The organism is Pseudomonas sp. 14A, assembly GCF_018132745.1.
In the GTDB taxonomy this organism is placed as follows: Bacteria; Pseudomonadota; Gammaproteobacteria; order Pseudomonadales; family Pseudomonadaceae; genus Aquipseudomonas; species Aquipseudomonas mercuritolerans.
Genome location: NZ_JAGRQJ010000007.1, coordinates 26,772 through 41,322, shown reverse-complemented (window position 1 = coordinate 41,322; position 14,551 = coordinate 26,772). Strand labels below are relative to the sequence as shown.

The 14,551-nt window shown below is 58.2% G+C and carries 11 protein-coding genes; 10 read left to right on the top strand and 1 reads right to left on the bottom strand.

The genetic code is table 11. The annotated features are described in order from the left end of the window. Positions 1-8: 8 nt before the first annotated feature. The 3 genes from PS14A_RS07655 to PS14A_RS07645 all read left to right on the top strand — a co-directional run bounded on the left by PS14A_RS07655 (position 9) and on the right by PS14A_RS07645 (position 6,360). Positions 9-638, top strand: coding sequence for a LysE family translocator (locus PS14A_RS07655; protein ID WP_212615656.1), 630 nt, complete (start codon positions 9-11; stop codon positions 636-638). Between the two features lie 200 nt (positions 639-838). Further along, positions 839-4,357: a calcium-binding protein gene (locus PS14A_RS07650; protein WP_212615655.1), complete on the top strand. Its 3,519-nt coding sequence runs from the start codon at positions 839-841 to the stop codon at positions 4,355-4,357. A gap of 134 nt (positions 4,358-4,491) precedes the next feature. Next, complete coding sequence (locus PS14A_RS07645; RefSeq protein ID WP_212615654.1) at positions 4,492-6,360, top strand: hypothetical protein; 1,869 nt, start codon at positions 4,492-4,494, stop codon at positions 6,358-6,360. 152 nt (positions 6,361-6,512) lie between these two features. On the opposite strand, the gene uraH is transcribed toward PS14A_RS07645, so the two are convergent. Then, a complete protein-coding gene (gene uraH / locus PS14A_RS07640) occupies positions 6,513-6,866 on the bottom strand; it encodes a hydroxyisourate hydrolase (RefSeq protein WP_137216198.1) in 354 nt (117 codons plus the stop codon). A gap of 420 nt (positions 6,867-7,286) precedes the next feature. Here uraH and puuE point away from each other — a divergent pair, with 420 nt between their 5' ends. The 7 genes from puuE to PS14A_RS07605 all read left to right on the top strand — a co-directional run bounded on the left by puuE (position 7,287) and on the right by PS14A_RS07605 (position 14,267). Then, positions 7,287-8,213, top strand: a complete 927-nt coding sequence (gene puuE, locus PS14A_RS07635) for an allantoinase PuuE (RefSeq protein WP_024012213.1) — start codon at positions 7,287-7,289, stop codon at positions 8,211-8,213. Then, a complete protein-coding gene (uraD, locus tag PS14A_RS07630) occupies positions 8,210-8,725 on the top strand; it encodes a 2-oxo-4-hydroxy-4-carboxy-5-ureidoimidazoline decarboxylase (RefSeq protein WP_212615653.1) in 516 nt (171 codons plus the stop codon). The genes puuE and uraD overlap by 4 nt, the downstream gene beginning before the upstream one ends. An 87-nt stretch (positions 8,726-8,812) precedes the next feature. Then, complete coding sequence (gene alc, locus PS14A_RS07625; RefSeq protein ID WP_016773759.1) at positions 8,813-9,808, top strand: allantoicase; 996 nt, start codon at positions 8,813-8,815, stop codon at positions 9,806-9,808. Between the two features lie 119 nt (positions 9,809-9,927). Continuing rightward, the gene (locus PS14A_RS07620; protein ID WP_016773758.1) at positions 9,928-10,431 is read left to right on the top strand and encodes an ureidoglycolate lyase; all 504 of its coding nucleotides are present in this window, start codon (positions 9,928-9,930) and stop codon (positions 10,429-10,431) included. Between the two features lie 51 nt (positions 10,432-10,482). Then, positions 10,483-11,796 (top strand): urate hydroxylase PuuD, encoded by a 1,314-nt coding sequence (locus PS14A_RS07615; RefSeq protein WP_212615652.1) that lies wholly within the window; start codon positions 10,483-10,485, stop codon positions 11,794-11,796. A 171-nt stretch (positions 11,797-11,967) separates the two neighbouring features. Beyond that, positions 11,968-13,320 carry a nucleobase:cation symporter-2 family protein gene (locus PS14A_RS07610; RefSeq protein WP_137216195.1) on the top strand — a complete coding sequence of 451 codons (1,353 nt, stop codon included), beginning with the start codon at positions 11,968-11,970 and terminating at the stop codon, positions 13,318-13,320. Between the two features lie 161 nt (positions 13,321-13,481). Then, the gene (locus tag PS14A_RS07605; RefSeq protein ID WP_039763797.1) at positions 13,482-14,267 is read left to right on the top strand and encodes an outer membrane protein OmpK; all 786 of its coding nucleotides are present in this window, start codon (positions 13,482-13,484) and stop codon (positions 14,265-14,267) included. Positions 14,268-14,551 lie beyond the last annotated feature (284 nt).

The following is a 14,551-nucleotide window of genomic DNA, read 5'->3' as shown; positions in this document are numbered from 1 at the left end:
GCAAAGCGATGAGTCTGGAAACCTGGCTGCTGTTCAGTGGCGCCGCACTGGTGGTGATCCTGATCCCGGGGCCACTGTCGTTGCTGATGATCAGCAACAGTCTTAATTACGGTTTGCGCCGCTCGTACCCCGCTTTCCTGGGCGGTGTGATCGCCTCGATCTGCCTGCTCAGCGCTTCGGCACTGGGGCTTGGCGCGTTACTGCTGGCCTCTGAACAGTTGTTCAGCGCACTGAAAATCGTCGGCGCGCTGTACCTGTTCTATCTCGCCTGGCAGAGCTGGCAGCAATCGCGCCAGCCGTCGGTGGGCGCCGAAGTGCCGCAAGCTGCCCCGGTACCGCGCTTCCGTACGCTGTTCGGGCGCGCCTTCGTATTGGGTGCAAGCAATCCGAAGGACATCCTGTTCTTCGCCGCGTTTCTGCCGCAGTTCCTCGGCGCCAACCAGCCGTTTTTGCCGCAACTGCTGATCATGATCGTGACCTGGGTGGCGCTCGATCTGTGCTGCAAACTGGCTTACGGTCTGGGCGCGCACGGTGCCGCCCGCTATCTGCGTAGCGGCAAGGGCCAGAGCTGGTTCAACCGCATCAGTGCAGGTCTGTTCGGCGGGGCCGGCGCGGCTTCTCTACTGAGCAGTCACTGATCGGTACTGCGATCTCCATATCAAGCCATCCCGATCGAATGGATTCGAAAAAGGCTGGCTTTTATGCTCCAGCAACTTTCAGACAAGTTGATCAACGACACGCAATACACCGCAACAACCCTGCGATATACAGCCCATCAAACTTCGCCGTAAGATCCGCATCTGCTTAAATGATTTCACGCCAGAACAAGGATGTTCAAATGGCCAGTCTTATTAAAAAATCAATCATCCTCACTTCCGTACCAGAGCCGAACAATAATCCCCGCGGCGACCGAGCCGTGATCACTGACATGGTTTTCGCAACCAATGCCCACACGGATTCGACCATCGACATTTCGGCCACTGCAGCAACTCAACTGAAACTTGTAGACGATCTGTTCGGGCCTTTGCAACTGGGTGAAGTTTCAATAACACGAGTGTCGCTGAACGCGCTCGGGGCGACCTTCGATGGCCAACCGCTAAACGGTAAAAATACGTTCTTTCGGCGTCCGCGCCACTCGTTCATCAATACTTTGCAGTTCAGCGCTCCGAATATAGAGCGCTATATAACTTCCTATACGGGGCGGGACAGTTATTTACTGTCCACGCTGCTGTTCGAAATGGCCAGCCGGCGACCGTTGACCGCCCCGCCTCTCATTCGCGATCCCGCGCCGAGCGACACGGATCAATTTCCATACCGAACAAAACTGGCAAAGCTTTTGAACTCGGCGCAAAAACTCGACCTGCGTCACGCACGATTGCCAAAACACCACCCGCGCTGGGTAGCAGCGATCAAGAGTTACACCACACTCGGCTCAAGTGTGGGTATTCAGGGATTTGGCATCTTCATGGGCCTGCGCGGGATCGTTGATGCCATCAAGGCCGACAATAAAACCGAGGTGGCGATAAACAGTGTCGGTATTGCTTCGGAGGGCGCCTCCATTGCAAGTGATGTGGCGGTTAACCGTATCGCTACTCAAATGCTCAATGCAGGCCAGAACGCCTACCGCGACTTTGCCAAAACCCGATTTGCCGTCAGGCTCGGGCGCTCCGGAGGCCTGATTGGCGGCGCGTTTACCTTGCCCTTCGACATCTTCACCGCAGTCAGATCGTTGAACGCCGCCGAAAGCGCAACCGGCAAGGAGGCCATGGATCACTATGTGAGCGCCGGTCTCAGCGTTGCGAGTGCAGCCATGACGATCATTCTGGGCGCGGCGGCGATGGCCGGATTCGCCTTCGCGGGCCCTGCCGGACTCGCAGCCGGCGCCATTCTGGCGATCGGTTCACAAATCTACGGGGCCGTGAGAATCGTTGACGAGATTGATGACTACATCGAGCTGAGTGTCGATGAGCGCTGGCGCTCGGGCTGGTTTTCGTTCTGCATGATGGATCTCGACGAGGATATTCAGGATCGCTACTCTCGGGCGACAGCCATGATCCAGCACACTCGGCAGGCAAAGGAAACCGCCAGGAAATTGCTCGATGGCGCGCTCAAGGACAGTATCGAAGCCATTGTCAACGGCACGGTTGACGTTCAGCTCAAGCCAACACGGGTGTGGAAGCGTAACTGGTGGACCAAACAGGATGCCTGGGAATGGATCAATGTCCCGGTGATCAAGGGCGGCGATGACTCGATTGACGCCCGCGCCGGCGTCAATTCTGACACTCCCGGCGCCGAGCTCGGTATTACGGCGCAGAACAAGGGTGTTCTGTGGCTTATAGGCGACGGGCGCGACTCGATTCGTGGGGTCGAAAACAAACCCAACAGTTTCCATTACAGGTCCGGAAGAAAGGAACTGACGGGAGGCACCAGCGATGACCGCTTCGTCTTCGAGGGAGCTGCGGATCTGCTCCGCCAGCCAGCAGACGTAGCCGAGCATTCCACGCTCAGGGGTGGAGCAGGTAACGACACGCTGGCGCTCGGCGGCATCCTGCATAATCCGCGCAGACCCGACATCGGCTTCGACGTCGACTTGCCCGCAGGTACGCTGCATACAATGCAGCCGGATATCAGCGCTGAAGACGGCGTCAGATACTCTTTTCACAGTTTGATCGAAAGTATCGAGAACGTTGAGACCGTGGACTCTGCCGCCAGCATTGTCACAGGCACCGACGACCGTAACGTCATCAAGTCACGCGGTTACGACACAATCAAGGCCGGTGCAGGCGACGACCAGATTTACCTGCTGCACCGCGGTGCAACTGCTTCGGGAGAAGCGGGTATCGACGAGTATTTCATTGAGCATCAAAGCGGTCGTTTCTCTATTGATGAAGATGGCAATGATCAGTCTTTCATTATGTTGAACTGGAACAAGGATTTGATCGAAAGCTGGAGTATCGACAAGGGCTCGCTGGTCATTACCTCAAAATTCGACTTCTTCGATACCCCGCAAAACATCGTCACCATTGACGGCGTATACAAACAAGAGCTCGCCCAATATCAGCTGAAGAACAAATTGCTGACGTTCATCACCCGTGATGCTTTCTATCTCCAGCCAATACTTCCCGAACAAATTGAAAGCGATGACCTCGTCGATATCGAGATAACGGTCATCAAACATGGGAACCCGCCAAAAGCAACCATTCTTTTTGACTCGCATTATCTGATCAATGATCAGAATGATCACAGTTACTACATTCCTCGCTCCGCGAAGAGCATCGATTTCTATTCGGTGAAACGCGATGACGCAGTGACCAGACTTTATCTTGACTATGCCAGCAATGAACTGACGAAAGTCGAAGAGCATTATTCAGCACGCCAGTCGGATGCCAAAAACGATCTGGTGGCCGGATGTAATCTGGTTTATCACTTCGGTGCAAAAACCTTGGGCCTGGCCAATTTTTCCTTCGCCAGGGGCGGTAGCGACCCCATGAACATGGAAAAAATCCTGCGCACCATGGCTTGCACCCCGAATCAGCGATATCTGCTTGTCTTCAGCGACGGGGTCGCTGCCAATGCGACTCTTTCGTCGCAGAGCCATGTGATACCAGAGGGCCAGACCTACCAACACCATGCTTTCACAAAATGGGTTCAGGAAGCTCCGCTGCCATTGACGATGCGCAAAGGCGACTACTTCTACGACCTGCCGGAAAACGAAGCTCACAACATGAGCGCGCACTCCGAATGTGCGCAGCTGTTCTCCTACTCTGGCCAGACTGCGATGGAATGTTTCGAGGGCCACGGCGCGACCTATCTCATGCATCTGGCGGCCGACATGATAATCAGGCTCTCGACACCCGGCGCTCTGGCCACGGCTGAAATCCGACTGCCTCGTTCATCCACCTGGGAGCTGGACGCGACGAAACTCGGCAAGGTCGATATCACCCTGGAAAATAACCAGTTGCGTATCGGTACCTGCGTTATCCACTTGCCCGTTTATGGAAGTGAAGACCTGATCGACCAGATTCAGGTGATTACCGAGTACGGGGTTGTGCATACCGTCGACCTGTCTTTCGACCGGGTCTACCTGGATGGACTTGACGGCCGTTTTTTTACCGAGCCCGACGCATCCAGAGTATTGCCCGAAGCACTGCTCGCCCTGGCAAACGAGGAGCTGCGCGGCCGACATATCGTCGCGGCCGCCGACGGGCAGGCAGTGAATTACAAATTCCCTGCGTACGGGTGGGTGCTGAGCAAGGACAGGTCGCGCATCGAGTCATCAGAACTGTGGGTTCTGCACCAGTGCGTCCATTTGCGCCCCGATCTCTTCAAACCACAACCGTCGATGACTGCGGCCTGAATCGGCATCAGGCCGACGTCATCGATTACTCCGAGGTTTTCGCAGCCGGGTCTCTCCGCCTGTGAACGCCTGTGCTCACTTGGCATTGGGGCGCCTCCTGGCGCTTCACGCCTTCATTTACACGAGTTTTTCCAATGGCCAAACCGCCCAAGAAATTCGCAACACCCCCAATAACCGATATATCTGCAACCACAACGACAACGACATCCACAACCACAACCACACGAACCGTAGAGACAACCTCCAGCCGCGCCATAACGGCAACGGTTGATGCTTTTGTGTCTCGCCCCGGCTCCACGGTTGCGCAAGTCACGCAAACCACACAAGGTCCGGAGACTCGCCAGGCGGCTGTGGTTGTGACCCCGATGCCTGACAGAGCTGTCACGTCCCCTGACGCCGCTAACCGGGCGATCGCCTGGCCCCAGAGTCGCCGCGACGAGTTGACTCCTTTTGGGGAAAACACGGGCTTGTTTACCGGGCCTGATCAACGCATTTATGCGCAAATCGCAGACGAGGGCCTTTTTGTTGTCGAGCGGAATCAGCAAGGCCGATATTACGTGCCGTTGACTTTTGCGCCAGGCGTTCCCGGCCCCCTGCTGGCGAAGATCGACGGCCAGGCGAGTTGGCGCATTCAGCGTCCGGGCTGGCAAACATCGCCCGAACAGGGTGAGACATCCGCTGCGGCGCAAACCCCGACGTACATTTCCATCGAAGATGCAAAAAGACTGACTGCGGCTGAGATGGACACCAATGGAGTGCGGTACAACAAGCTCAAGCAGACTTTCGTCACTACGGTTGACGGCACGGTCATGGTTCGCAAAAACCAAAACGGCGAATATCAGCAAGCATTTGCATCAACGAGTGAGGCGCCGGAGATATTTTTTGAACAGATTTACGGAACGGTCTTCTGGCGACGGAAAACCTTGCACACTGCATCGACCGAGACCGCGAATGCCGGCCATCCCGCCAGCGCTGAGCCCACCGAAGCAATAGCCGGCCCAAGCAAGCGGGCAAGAGTTGAAGAGCCAACCCAAGCGTCGTCTGGCACACAGGACGAAGAGGCTAAGCTTGCATGGATTCGCTGGGGTCTGTTGAACACCCCACCAGTGGCATCGGTGCAAATGGGCCATCTGCACTATCCCATTGTGCCAGTAGGCTCCAATAAGGCACCGCAAATCTTTTTCGTTCTTAACCCCGAGTTCATGCCAACCGACTTCAACTCCTTCGAAAACATGCTGCAAACCGCGCCCCACCTGCAACCGGTGGCGGCGTATCGATTTGGCGTCAACCCGGGAGAAGTTCATCCCGGTGACCTTCTTTTCCAACAGCCCTTATGGGCAACCGTCAGGCAAATGTTTCCCGGCTTGTCCGACCTCACCGCGCGAGCGGTGGCAATAAGGATGTACGAAACTGCTGACAATTCTTCAACCATCACTGGTACCGGGCTGGTCAACATTCACACCATTCTGAATCAATGGAAGTACCCTGCGTTTGCCAACGCCACAGAGTTCGCCGACCCGGTGAGCATGCTGGCGGTGGCACCTTATACCGAGCGCGCTGGAAAACGACTGATTCGATTGCCCTCGCAGACTGACGCCGAGTTGCTGCGGCTGACGTTCGATCCGCAGGGATCGCCGGTTGAATGGCATCACTACACGACCGACCCGACAGAGCTGAACCTGCAGCGCCTGCTCAGCGCGCTGCTGAGGCGCAGCGGGTATGACATCTATCCAGTGCCGCATGAACGCGGCGCGCCGACGCTGGTATTCAAGGGTGCTCAAAATGACCGGGTGTTCTTGCTGAAGGGCGCCGTCGATCATTCAGACCTTTCCCCTACGCCGGCCGATGAATTGACGCAGCCCGGTCTTCCCGCCAGAGTTGGCCCCGAAGCCTTTGAGGCCCTGACCGAAGCCGCGGCACAAAAAAAACTGACCTGGCTGCTCGGCGGTGTGCTGAAGGTCGACGGCGTTCCCGACTCGGTGTTCATCGTTCGCGAGCGCTAAAGGTCACCCCCGAGCGTCGTGATCGCAGACTCTGCGTTCACAATTGATCGGTAGGTAAAAAAACGCATAAAAAAAGCCCGCAGTGTGAGCGGGCGAAAGACCAAAGAAGCTATATGCGCAGTCGCTTCCCGGTGGGGGCAGCTGCTTGGGGGTCAGCTGCCCCGATAGGTGGAATAGCTGTAAGGCGAAATCAGCAGGGGCACGTGATAGTGCTCCTGCTCGGCGCTGATGCCGAAGCGCAGCACCACCACGTCCAGGAAGGCCGGCTCGGGCAGTTGCACGCCACGGGCGCGGTAGTAATCGCCGGCATGGAACTGCACCTGATAAACCCCGCTGCGGTAATCATCGCCCTGCAGCAACGGCGCATCGACCCGGCCATCGCTGTTGGTTGTCGCACTGGCGACCAATTCCAGCTGCGAGCCTTCAACGCGGTACAGCTCGACCTTGATCGAGCTGCCCGGGCAACCGTGTGCAGCGTCCAAAACGTGTGTTGTCAAACGTCCCATTGATTCTGCGCGCCTGGCCGCAACAAGCGGTCAGACTTCGCGCCTCCCGAAGTCAGTTGAAAAGGAGACCGCACCGTTTCGGAGCACGAAACGCCGCGGCGAGTGACTGATTAAGACACTTTTGAAAAAAATTGTACACAATAAAAACGACATTTTTCGCCTCACCCCCGCCATCCGGGCGTTTATCGCCGATCAACCAGCAAAGCGCCTGATCATTGAACCTTCTATTCATTAGCTGACTGGTCAGGCAGGTTTCTTGCAGGCTTGAACCGTTAGCAGCAAAAGATGACAGCCGGTGAAAAATGCGAAAATTCAGGCTTACAAAATGTAAATAAAGTTGTATACAATCAGCCCATCGCTGTGACGCCAGCCTGCCAGGCCGCCACACCAATCTGTCAACGTACAAGAAGGAAGACTGCAGTGAGCGCTGACTACCCACGCGACCTGATCGGTTACGGCAGTAACCCTCCTCACCCACACTGGCCGGGTAATGCCCGGATCGCCCTGTCCTTCGTGCTCAATTACGAAGAAGGCGGCGAACGCAACATCCTGCACGGCGACAAGGAATCCGAAGCCTTCCTGTCTGAAATGGTCGCCGCTCAGCCGCTGCAGGGCGCGCGCAACATGAGCATGGAATCGCTTTACGAGTATGGCAGCCGCGCCGGCGTCTGGCGCATTTTGAAGCTGTTCAAGGAATTCGATATTCCGCTGACCATCTTCGCCGTGGCCATGGCCGCCCAGCGTCACCCGGATGTGATCCGTGCGATGGTCGAAGCCGGCCACGAGATCTGCAGCCATGGCTACCGCTGGATCGACTACCAGTACATGGACGAAGCTCAGGAACGCGAGCACATGCTCGAAGCGATCCGCATCCTCACCGAACTGACCGGCGAACGTCCGCTGGGCTGGTACACCGGCCGTACCGGGCCGAACACCCGTCGCCTGGTCATGGAAGAAGGCGGTTTCCTCTACGACTGCGACACCTACGACGACGACCTGCCCTACTGGGAACCGAACAACCCCACCGGCAAGCCGCATCTGGTGATCCCCTACACCCTCGACACCAACGACATGCGCTTCACGCAAGTGCAGGGTTTCAACAAGGGTGACGATTTCTTCGAATACCTCAAGGACGCCTTCGACGTGCTCTACGCCGAAGGTGCTGAGGCGCCGAAAATGCTTTCGATCGGTCTGCACTGCCGCCTGATCGGCCGTCCTGGTCGCCTCGCTTCGCTCAAGCGCTTTATCGAATACGCCAAAAGTCATGAACAGGTGTGGTTCAGCCGTCGCGTCGACATCGCGCGTCACTGGCAAGAAACCCACCCGTACCAAGGGACTGCAAAATGAGCCGCTTTCAAACCCTGCAACCGTCGACCCTGAGCCGCGACGCTTTCGTCAAAGCCTTCGCCGACATCTACGAACATTCGCCATGGGTGGCCGAAAAGGCCTACGACCTCGGTGCGGACGCTTCGATCGACGAGATCGAAACCCTGCACCAGCGCATGAGCGATATCCTGTTGAGCGCCGATCATGCCAGCCAGTTGGCCCTGATCAACGCTCACCCGGACCTGGCCGGCAAAGCTGCCGTCCAGGGCCAGCTTACCGCGGCCAGTACTGAAGAACAGTCGGGCGCGGGGATTCACCAATGCACGGCAGAAGAGTTCCAGCGCTTCACCGAGCTGAACGAGGCCTACAAAGCCAAGTTCAAGTTTCCCTTCATCATGGCGGTAAAAGGCAGCAACCGGCATCAGATCCTCGCGGCGTTCGAAACGCGCATCAACAATTCGGTGGAAGCCGAGTTCAAATGCGCGCTGGCGGAGATCAACAAGATCGCCCTGTTCCGTTTACTGACTCTTTAGCAAGCCTGGCCCGAGCGTGAATGAACGCGCAAACGCCCAGGGCCCTGCGAGCATCCCCAGCCAACTTATCAAAGGCAGACAAGAAGAATGAAAGCTTACGCCGTACCTTTCGAAAAATACGTCAACCTGGCCGACGCCCGTCTGGGCACCAAGATCATTTCGGTCACCGATGACTGGTTCGCAGACGCCAATCGTCTGTTCCAACCGACCCCGGCCGTATGGAAGGAGGGCGTGTTCGATGACAACGGCAAGTGGATGGACGGCTGGGAGTCGCGCCGCAAGCGCTTCGAAGGTTTCGACAGCGCGGTGATCCGTCTGGGCGTACCGGGCTCGATCAAAGGCGTGGACATCGACACTTCATTCTTCACCGGCAACTACCCGCCATCGGCCTCGCTGGAAGCGTGCTTCCTGGCCTCGGGCGAGCCGGATGAAAACACCCAGTGGACCGAAGTGCTGTCGGCCGTCGAGTTGCAGGGCAACAGCCACCACTACCACGAAATCAGCAACGACAAAGCGTTCAGCCACCTGCGCTTCAACATCTACCCGGACGGCGGTGTTGCCCGTCTGCGTGTGTACGGCATTCCGTTCCGCGACTGGTCCGCTGTGGGCGACAACGAGCAAGTGGACCTGGCAGCAGCCCTCAACGGTGGCCGCGCCCTCGCCTGCTCCGACGAACACTTCGGCCGCATGAGCAACATCCTCAACCCGGGCCGTGGCATCAACATGGGCGACGGCTGGGAAACTGCACGTCGTCGCACGCCGGGCAATGACTGGGTGATCGTCGCGCTGGGTCATCCGGGCGAGATCGAAAAAATCGTTGTCGACACCCTGCACTTCAAAGGCAACTACCCGGACACCTGCTCGATCCAGGGCGCGTTCGTGAAAGGCGGCACCGACAGCCAGATCGAAACCCAGTCGCTGTTCTGGCGCGAACTGCTGCCAAGCCAGAAGCTGGAAATGCACGCCGAACATACCTTCGTCGAGCAGATCAAGGCACTCGGCCCGATCACCCACATCCGCCTGAACGTGTTCCCGGATGGTGGCGTGAGTCGCCTGCGTGTACTCGGCAAGGTCGCTAAATAAGGTTGAACCCGTTCGCGAGCAGGCTCGCTCCCACAGGGGATAGCATTCCAAAGGTGGGAGCGAGCCTGCTCGCGAAAGCGTCAGAACCAACAAAACAGAATTTGGAAAAGAAGAACAGCATGCGCACATTGACGATTGAACCGCTGACCAAAGAAGCCTTCGCCCCTTTCGGTGACGTGATCGAAACCGACGGCAGCGATCACTTCATGATCAACAACGGTTCGACCATGCGCTTCCACAAACTGGCGACGGTCGAAACCGCGACGCCTGAGGACAACGCAATCATCAGCATTTTCCGCGCCGACGCGCAGGACATGCCGCTGACCGTTTGCATGCTGGAACGCCATCCGCTGGGCAGCCAGGCTTTCATTCCGCTGCTCGGCAACCCCTTTCTGATCGTGGTCGCGCCAGTTGGCGATGAACCTGTATCAGGCTTGGTCCGCGCCTTCGTCACCAACGGCAGGCAGGGCATCAATTACCATCGCGGCGTCTGGCACCACCCGGTGCTGACGATCGAAAAGCGGGATGACTTCCTGGTGGTTGATCGCAGTGGCACAGGCAATAACTGCGATGAGCATTTTTTCAAAGAGGATGAGCGGTTGATCCTCGCCCCCCACCAATAAGAGAAGGTCTGATCACTCGACAACAAGAGTGACAGGCGAGAGGTAAAGACTGTGGAAGCACATCTGTTGGAATGGCTGAACCTGAGCGTGCGCTGGGTTCACATGATCACTGGCGTGGCCTGGATCGGCGCGTCGTTCTACTTCGTCTGGCTGGAGAACAACCTCAACCGCGTCAACCCGAAAACCGGCCTGGCCGGTGATTTGTGGGCGATCCACGGCGGCGGCATCTACCACCTGGAAAAATACAAACTGGCCCCACCGTCCATGCCGGACAACCTGCACTGGTTCAAGTGGGAAGCCTACTTCACCTGGATGTCGGGGATCGCGCTGCTGTGCGTGGTGTTCTACTCCAATCCGGTGCTCTACCTCGTCGCACCCGGCAGCGGCCTCAGCGGTCCTGAAGGCGTGGCCATCGGTATCGGCTCGCTGATCGTCGGCTGGTTCGTCTACGACTTCCTCTGCGATTCGGCCCTGGGCAAGAAACCTGCCCTGCTCGGTTTCATCCTGTTCGTGCTGATCATTGCCGCCGCCTATGGCTTCAGCAAAGTGTTCAGCGGTCGTGGTGCGTACCTGCACGTCGGCGCGATCATCGGCACCATCATGGTCGGCAACGTGTTCCGCATCATCATGCCGGCGCAACGGGCACTGGTCGCGGCGATCGCCGAGAACCGCACGCCTGATCCGGCCCTGCCGGCCAAGGGCCTGCTGCGTTCGCGACACAACAACTACTTCACCCTGCCAGTGCTGTTCATCATGATCAGCAACCACTTCCCGAGCACTTATGGCAGCCAGTACAACTGGTTGATCCTGGCCGGGATCGCGGTGTTGGCGGTATTGGTGCGTCACTACTTCAACACCCGTCACGACAGCCACAAGTTTGCCTGGACCCTGCCGGTGGCAGCGGTGGGCATGATCTGCCTGGCCTATGTCACTGGCCCGGCGCCGATGTCGACTGCACCTGAAGTGGCCAAGGCACCGGCGAAAATCGAGTACCAACCGCTGCCGGAAACGGCACTGGGTGGTGGCGCGAAACCGGCCGAAGCGGCGCAACCTGCGGCACCCGCTGCCCCTGCGGCGGCGCCCGCGCAAGCCTCGAATGCCGGCCCCGGTTTCGACAAAGTGCACAACGTGATTCAAGAGCGTTGCACGGTGTGCCACTCGTCCAAGCCGACCAGCCCGTTGTTCAGCGCAGCCCCGGCCGGTGTGATGTTCGACACCCCCGAGCAGATCCGCCAGAACGCCGCGCGCATTCAGGCGCAAGCCATCACCACGCAGATCATGCCACTGGGCAACATCACCCAGATGACCCAGCAGGAACGTGACCTGATCGGTGCCTGGATTGCCCAGGGAGCGCAGACCAACTAAGCGAAAAAGCTTCGCGAGCAGGCTCGCTCCCACAAGGACACCTTGAGCCCCTGTGGGAGCGAGCCTGCTCGCGAATGGCCGCCGCAACGCGGTTTCCCCTGATGCAAAGAAACAGCTGCCAGCAACCCGGCAGCTGTTAATCACAAGAATAAAAAAGATCCGAGGTGTTGCATGTCCGAGCTGTCCAAAGCGCGCATCCCCGACGCACCCGCCATTCAGCGTTTGCCCCTTTTGCAACTGATCCTGGTCGGTCTGCAACATGTTCTGCTGATGTACGGCGGTGCCATCGCGGTGCCGCTGATCATTGGACAGGCCGCTGGCCTGAGTCGTGAAGAAATCGCCTTCCTGATCAACGCCGACCTGCTCGTCGCCGGCATCGCCACTATCGTGCAGTCGCTCGGCATCGGCCCGATGGGTATTCGCATGCCGGTGATGATGGGTGCCAGTTTCGCTGCGGTCGGCAGCATGGTGGCCATGGCCGGCATGCCCGGCATCGGTCTGCAAGGCATCTTTGGTGCGACGATAGCTGCCGGTTTCTTCGGCATGCTGATCGCGCCGTTCATGTCCAAGGTCGTGCGTTTCTTCCCGCCGCTGGTGACCGGCACGGTCATCACCTCGATCGGTTTATCGCTGTTCCCCGTGGCCGTGAACTGGGCCGGTGGCGGGGTCGACGCCGCGCAATTCGGTTCGCCGATTTATCTGGCCATCGCTGCGCTGGTGCTGGCCACCATCCTGTTGGTGCACCGCTTCATGCGCGGATTCTGGGTCAACATTTCCGTGCTGATCGGCATGTGCCTGGGCTATGTACTGTGCGGCGTGATCGGCATGGTCGACCTCAGTGGCATGGCCAGCGCACCGTGGGTTCAGTTCGTCACTCCACTGCATTTCGGCATGCCGAAATTCGAGCTGGCACCGATTCTGTCGATGTGCCTGGTGGTGGTGATCATTTTCGTCGAGTCCACCGGGATGTTCCTCGCGCTGGGCAAGATCACCGGCCAGGAAGTCTGCCCGCGCATGCTCCGTCGCGGCTTGCTGTGCGATGCCGGCGCGTCGTTTTTCGCCGGTTTCTTCAACACCTTCACCCACTCCTCGTTCGCGCAGAACATCGGCCTGGTGCAGATGACCGGCGTGCGCTGCCGTTCGGTGACCATCGTTGCCGGCGGTCTGCTGATCGTATTGAGCCTGCTGCCGAAAGCGGCGTTTCTGGTGGCATCGATCCCACCGGCGGTGCTCGGCGGTGCGGCGATTGCGATGTTCGGAATGGTCGCTGCCACTGGCATCAAAATCCTCCAGGAGGCCGACATCGGTGACCGCCGCAATCAGCTGCTGGTCGCGGTGAGCATCGGCATGGGCCTGATCCCGGTGGTACGTCCGGAATTCTTCGCCCACCTGCCGCTGTGGATGAGCCCGATCACCCACAGCGGCATCGCCATGGCCACCCTCAGCGCGCTGACGCTGAACCTGCTGTTCAACATCCTCGGCGGCAAGGAGCGTGCGGCGATCAATGATTGCCATGCGCACTGATTGAAACCACCACACCACCTGTGGGAGCGAGCCTGCTCGCGAAAGCGCTGTGTCATTCAACATTGATGGCGACTGACCCAACCGCTTCGCGAGCAGGCTCGCTCCCACAGGACTACGCAACTGCTTGTGCCTCAAACAATAAAAACAACAGGGAGCAACAGATGATCCGCACGCAAAGCAACGTTCTGTTGAGTGGCGGCCTGCTGGCCGCGAGTCAGGCCATGGCCGGCGATCTGCTGCTGTGGCAGAGCAACAGCCTCAGCTATCTGTACGGCAAGAACTTCGCGATCAACCCGTCCTATCAGCAGACGGTCACCTTCGAGCACGCCGACAAGTGGAAGTACGGTGACAACTTTCTGTTCGTCGACAAGATCTTCTACAACGGCAAGGAGGACCCGAACAAAGGTCCGCACACCTTCTACGGCGAGTTCACCCCGCGCCTGTCGTTCGGCAAGATCCTCGACCGCAAGATCGAGTTCGGCCCGATCAAGGATGTGCTGCTGGCGATGACCTACGAGTATGGCGAAGGCGAAAGCGAGGCCTACCTGATCGGTCCCGGCTTCGATCTGAAAGTGCCCGGTTTCAATTACGTCACCCTGAACATTTTTCGTCGCCAGACCGAAGGCCCGCGGCCCGGCGATGGTGTCTGGCAGATCACCCCCGCGTGGTCCTACAGCTTCCCGCTGGGCAATTCCGATGTGCTGATCGACGGCTACCTCGACTGGGTCGTCGACAACGACGAAAACTCACGCGGCACCTACCACGCTAACCTGCACATCAATCCGCAGATCAAATACGACCTCGGCAAAGCCATGGGCTGGAGCCAGAAGCAGGTGTACGTCGGCACCGAGTACAGCTATTGGAAGAACAAATACGGCATTGAAAACAGCCACTCGTTCGATACCAACCAGAACACCGCCAGCCTGCTGTTGAAGGTGCACTTCTGAGATGGCCCGCAACCGTGCGCCATGCCTGTCGTCGGTGCTCTGTTGCGGGGCACTTGAGCGCCGACCGAGGAGCCAGTATTCTCCGCGGCCTTCCGAATTCGCTCTAAAAAAAAGCCTGAATTCAATTTCTGACCGAAAAGCCAACTTATCCCGGCTGCGGTCAGTCCTGAGGCATCCCGAAAACACGCTCGTCGACTGTTTTTCAGCAGCCGAACGGGCGTTTTTTGGTTTTTCGAAAGCCTTGGCGCAGCTTTTGCTACCAGCATTCAAAGCTGACCGATCGG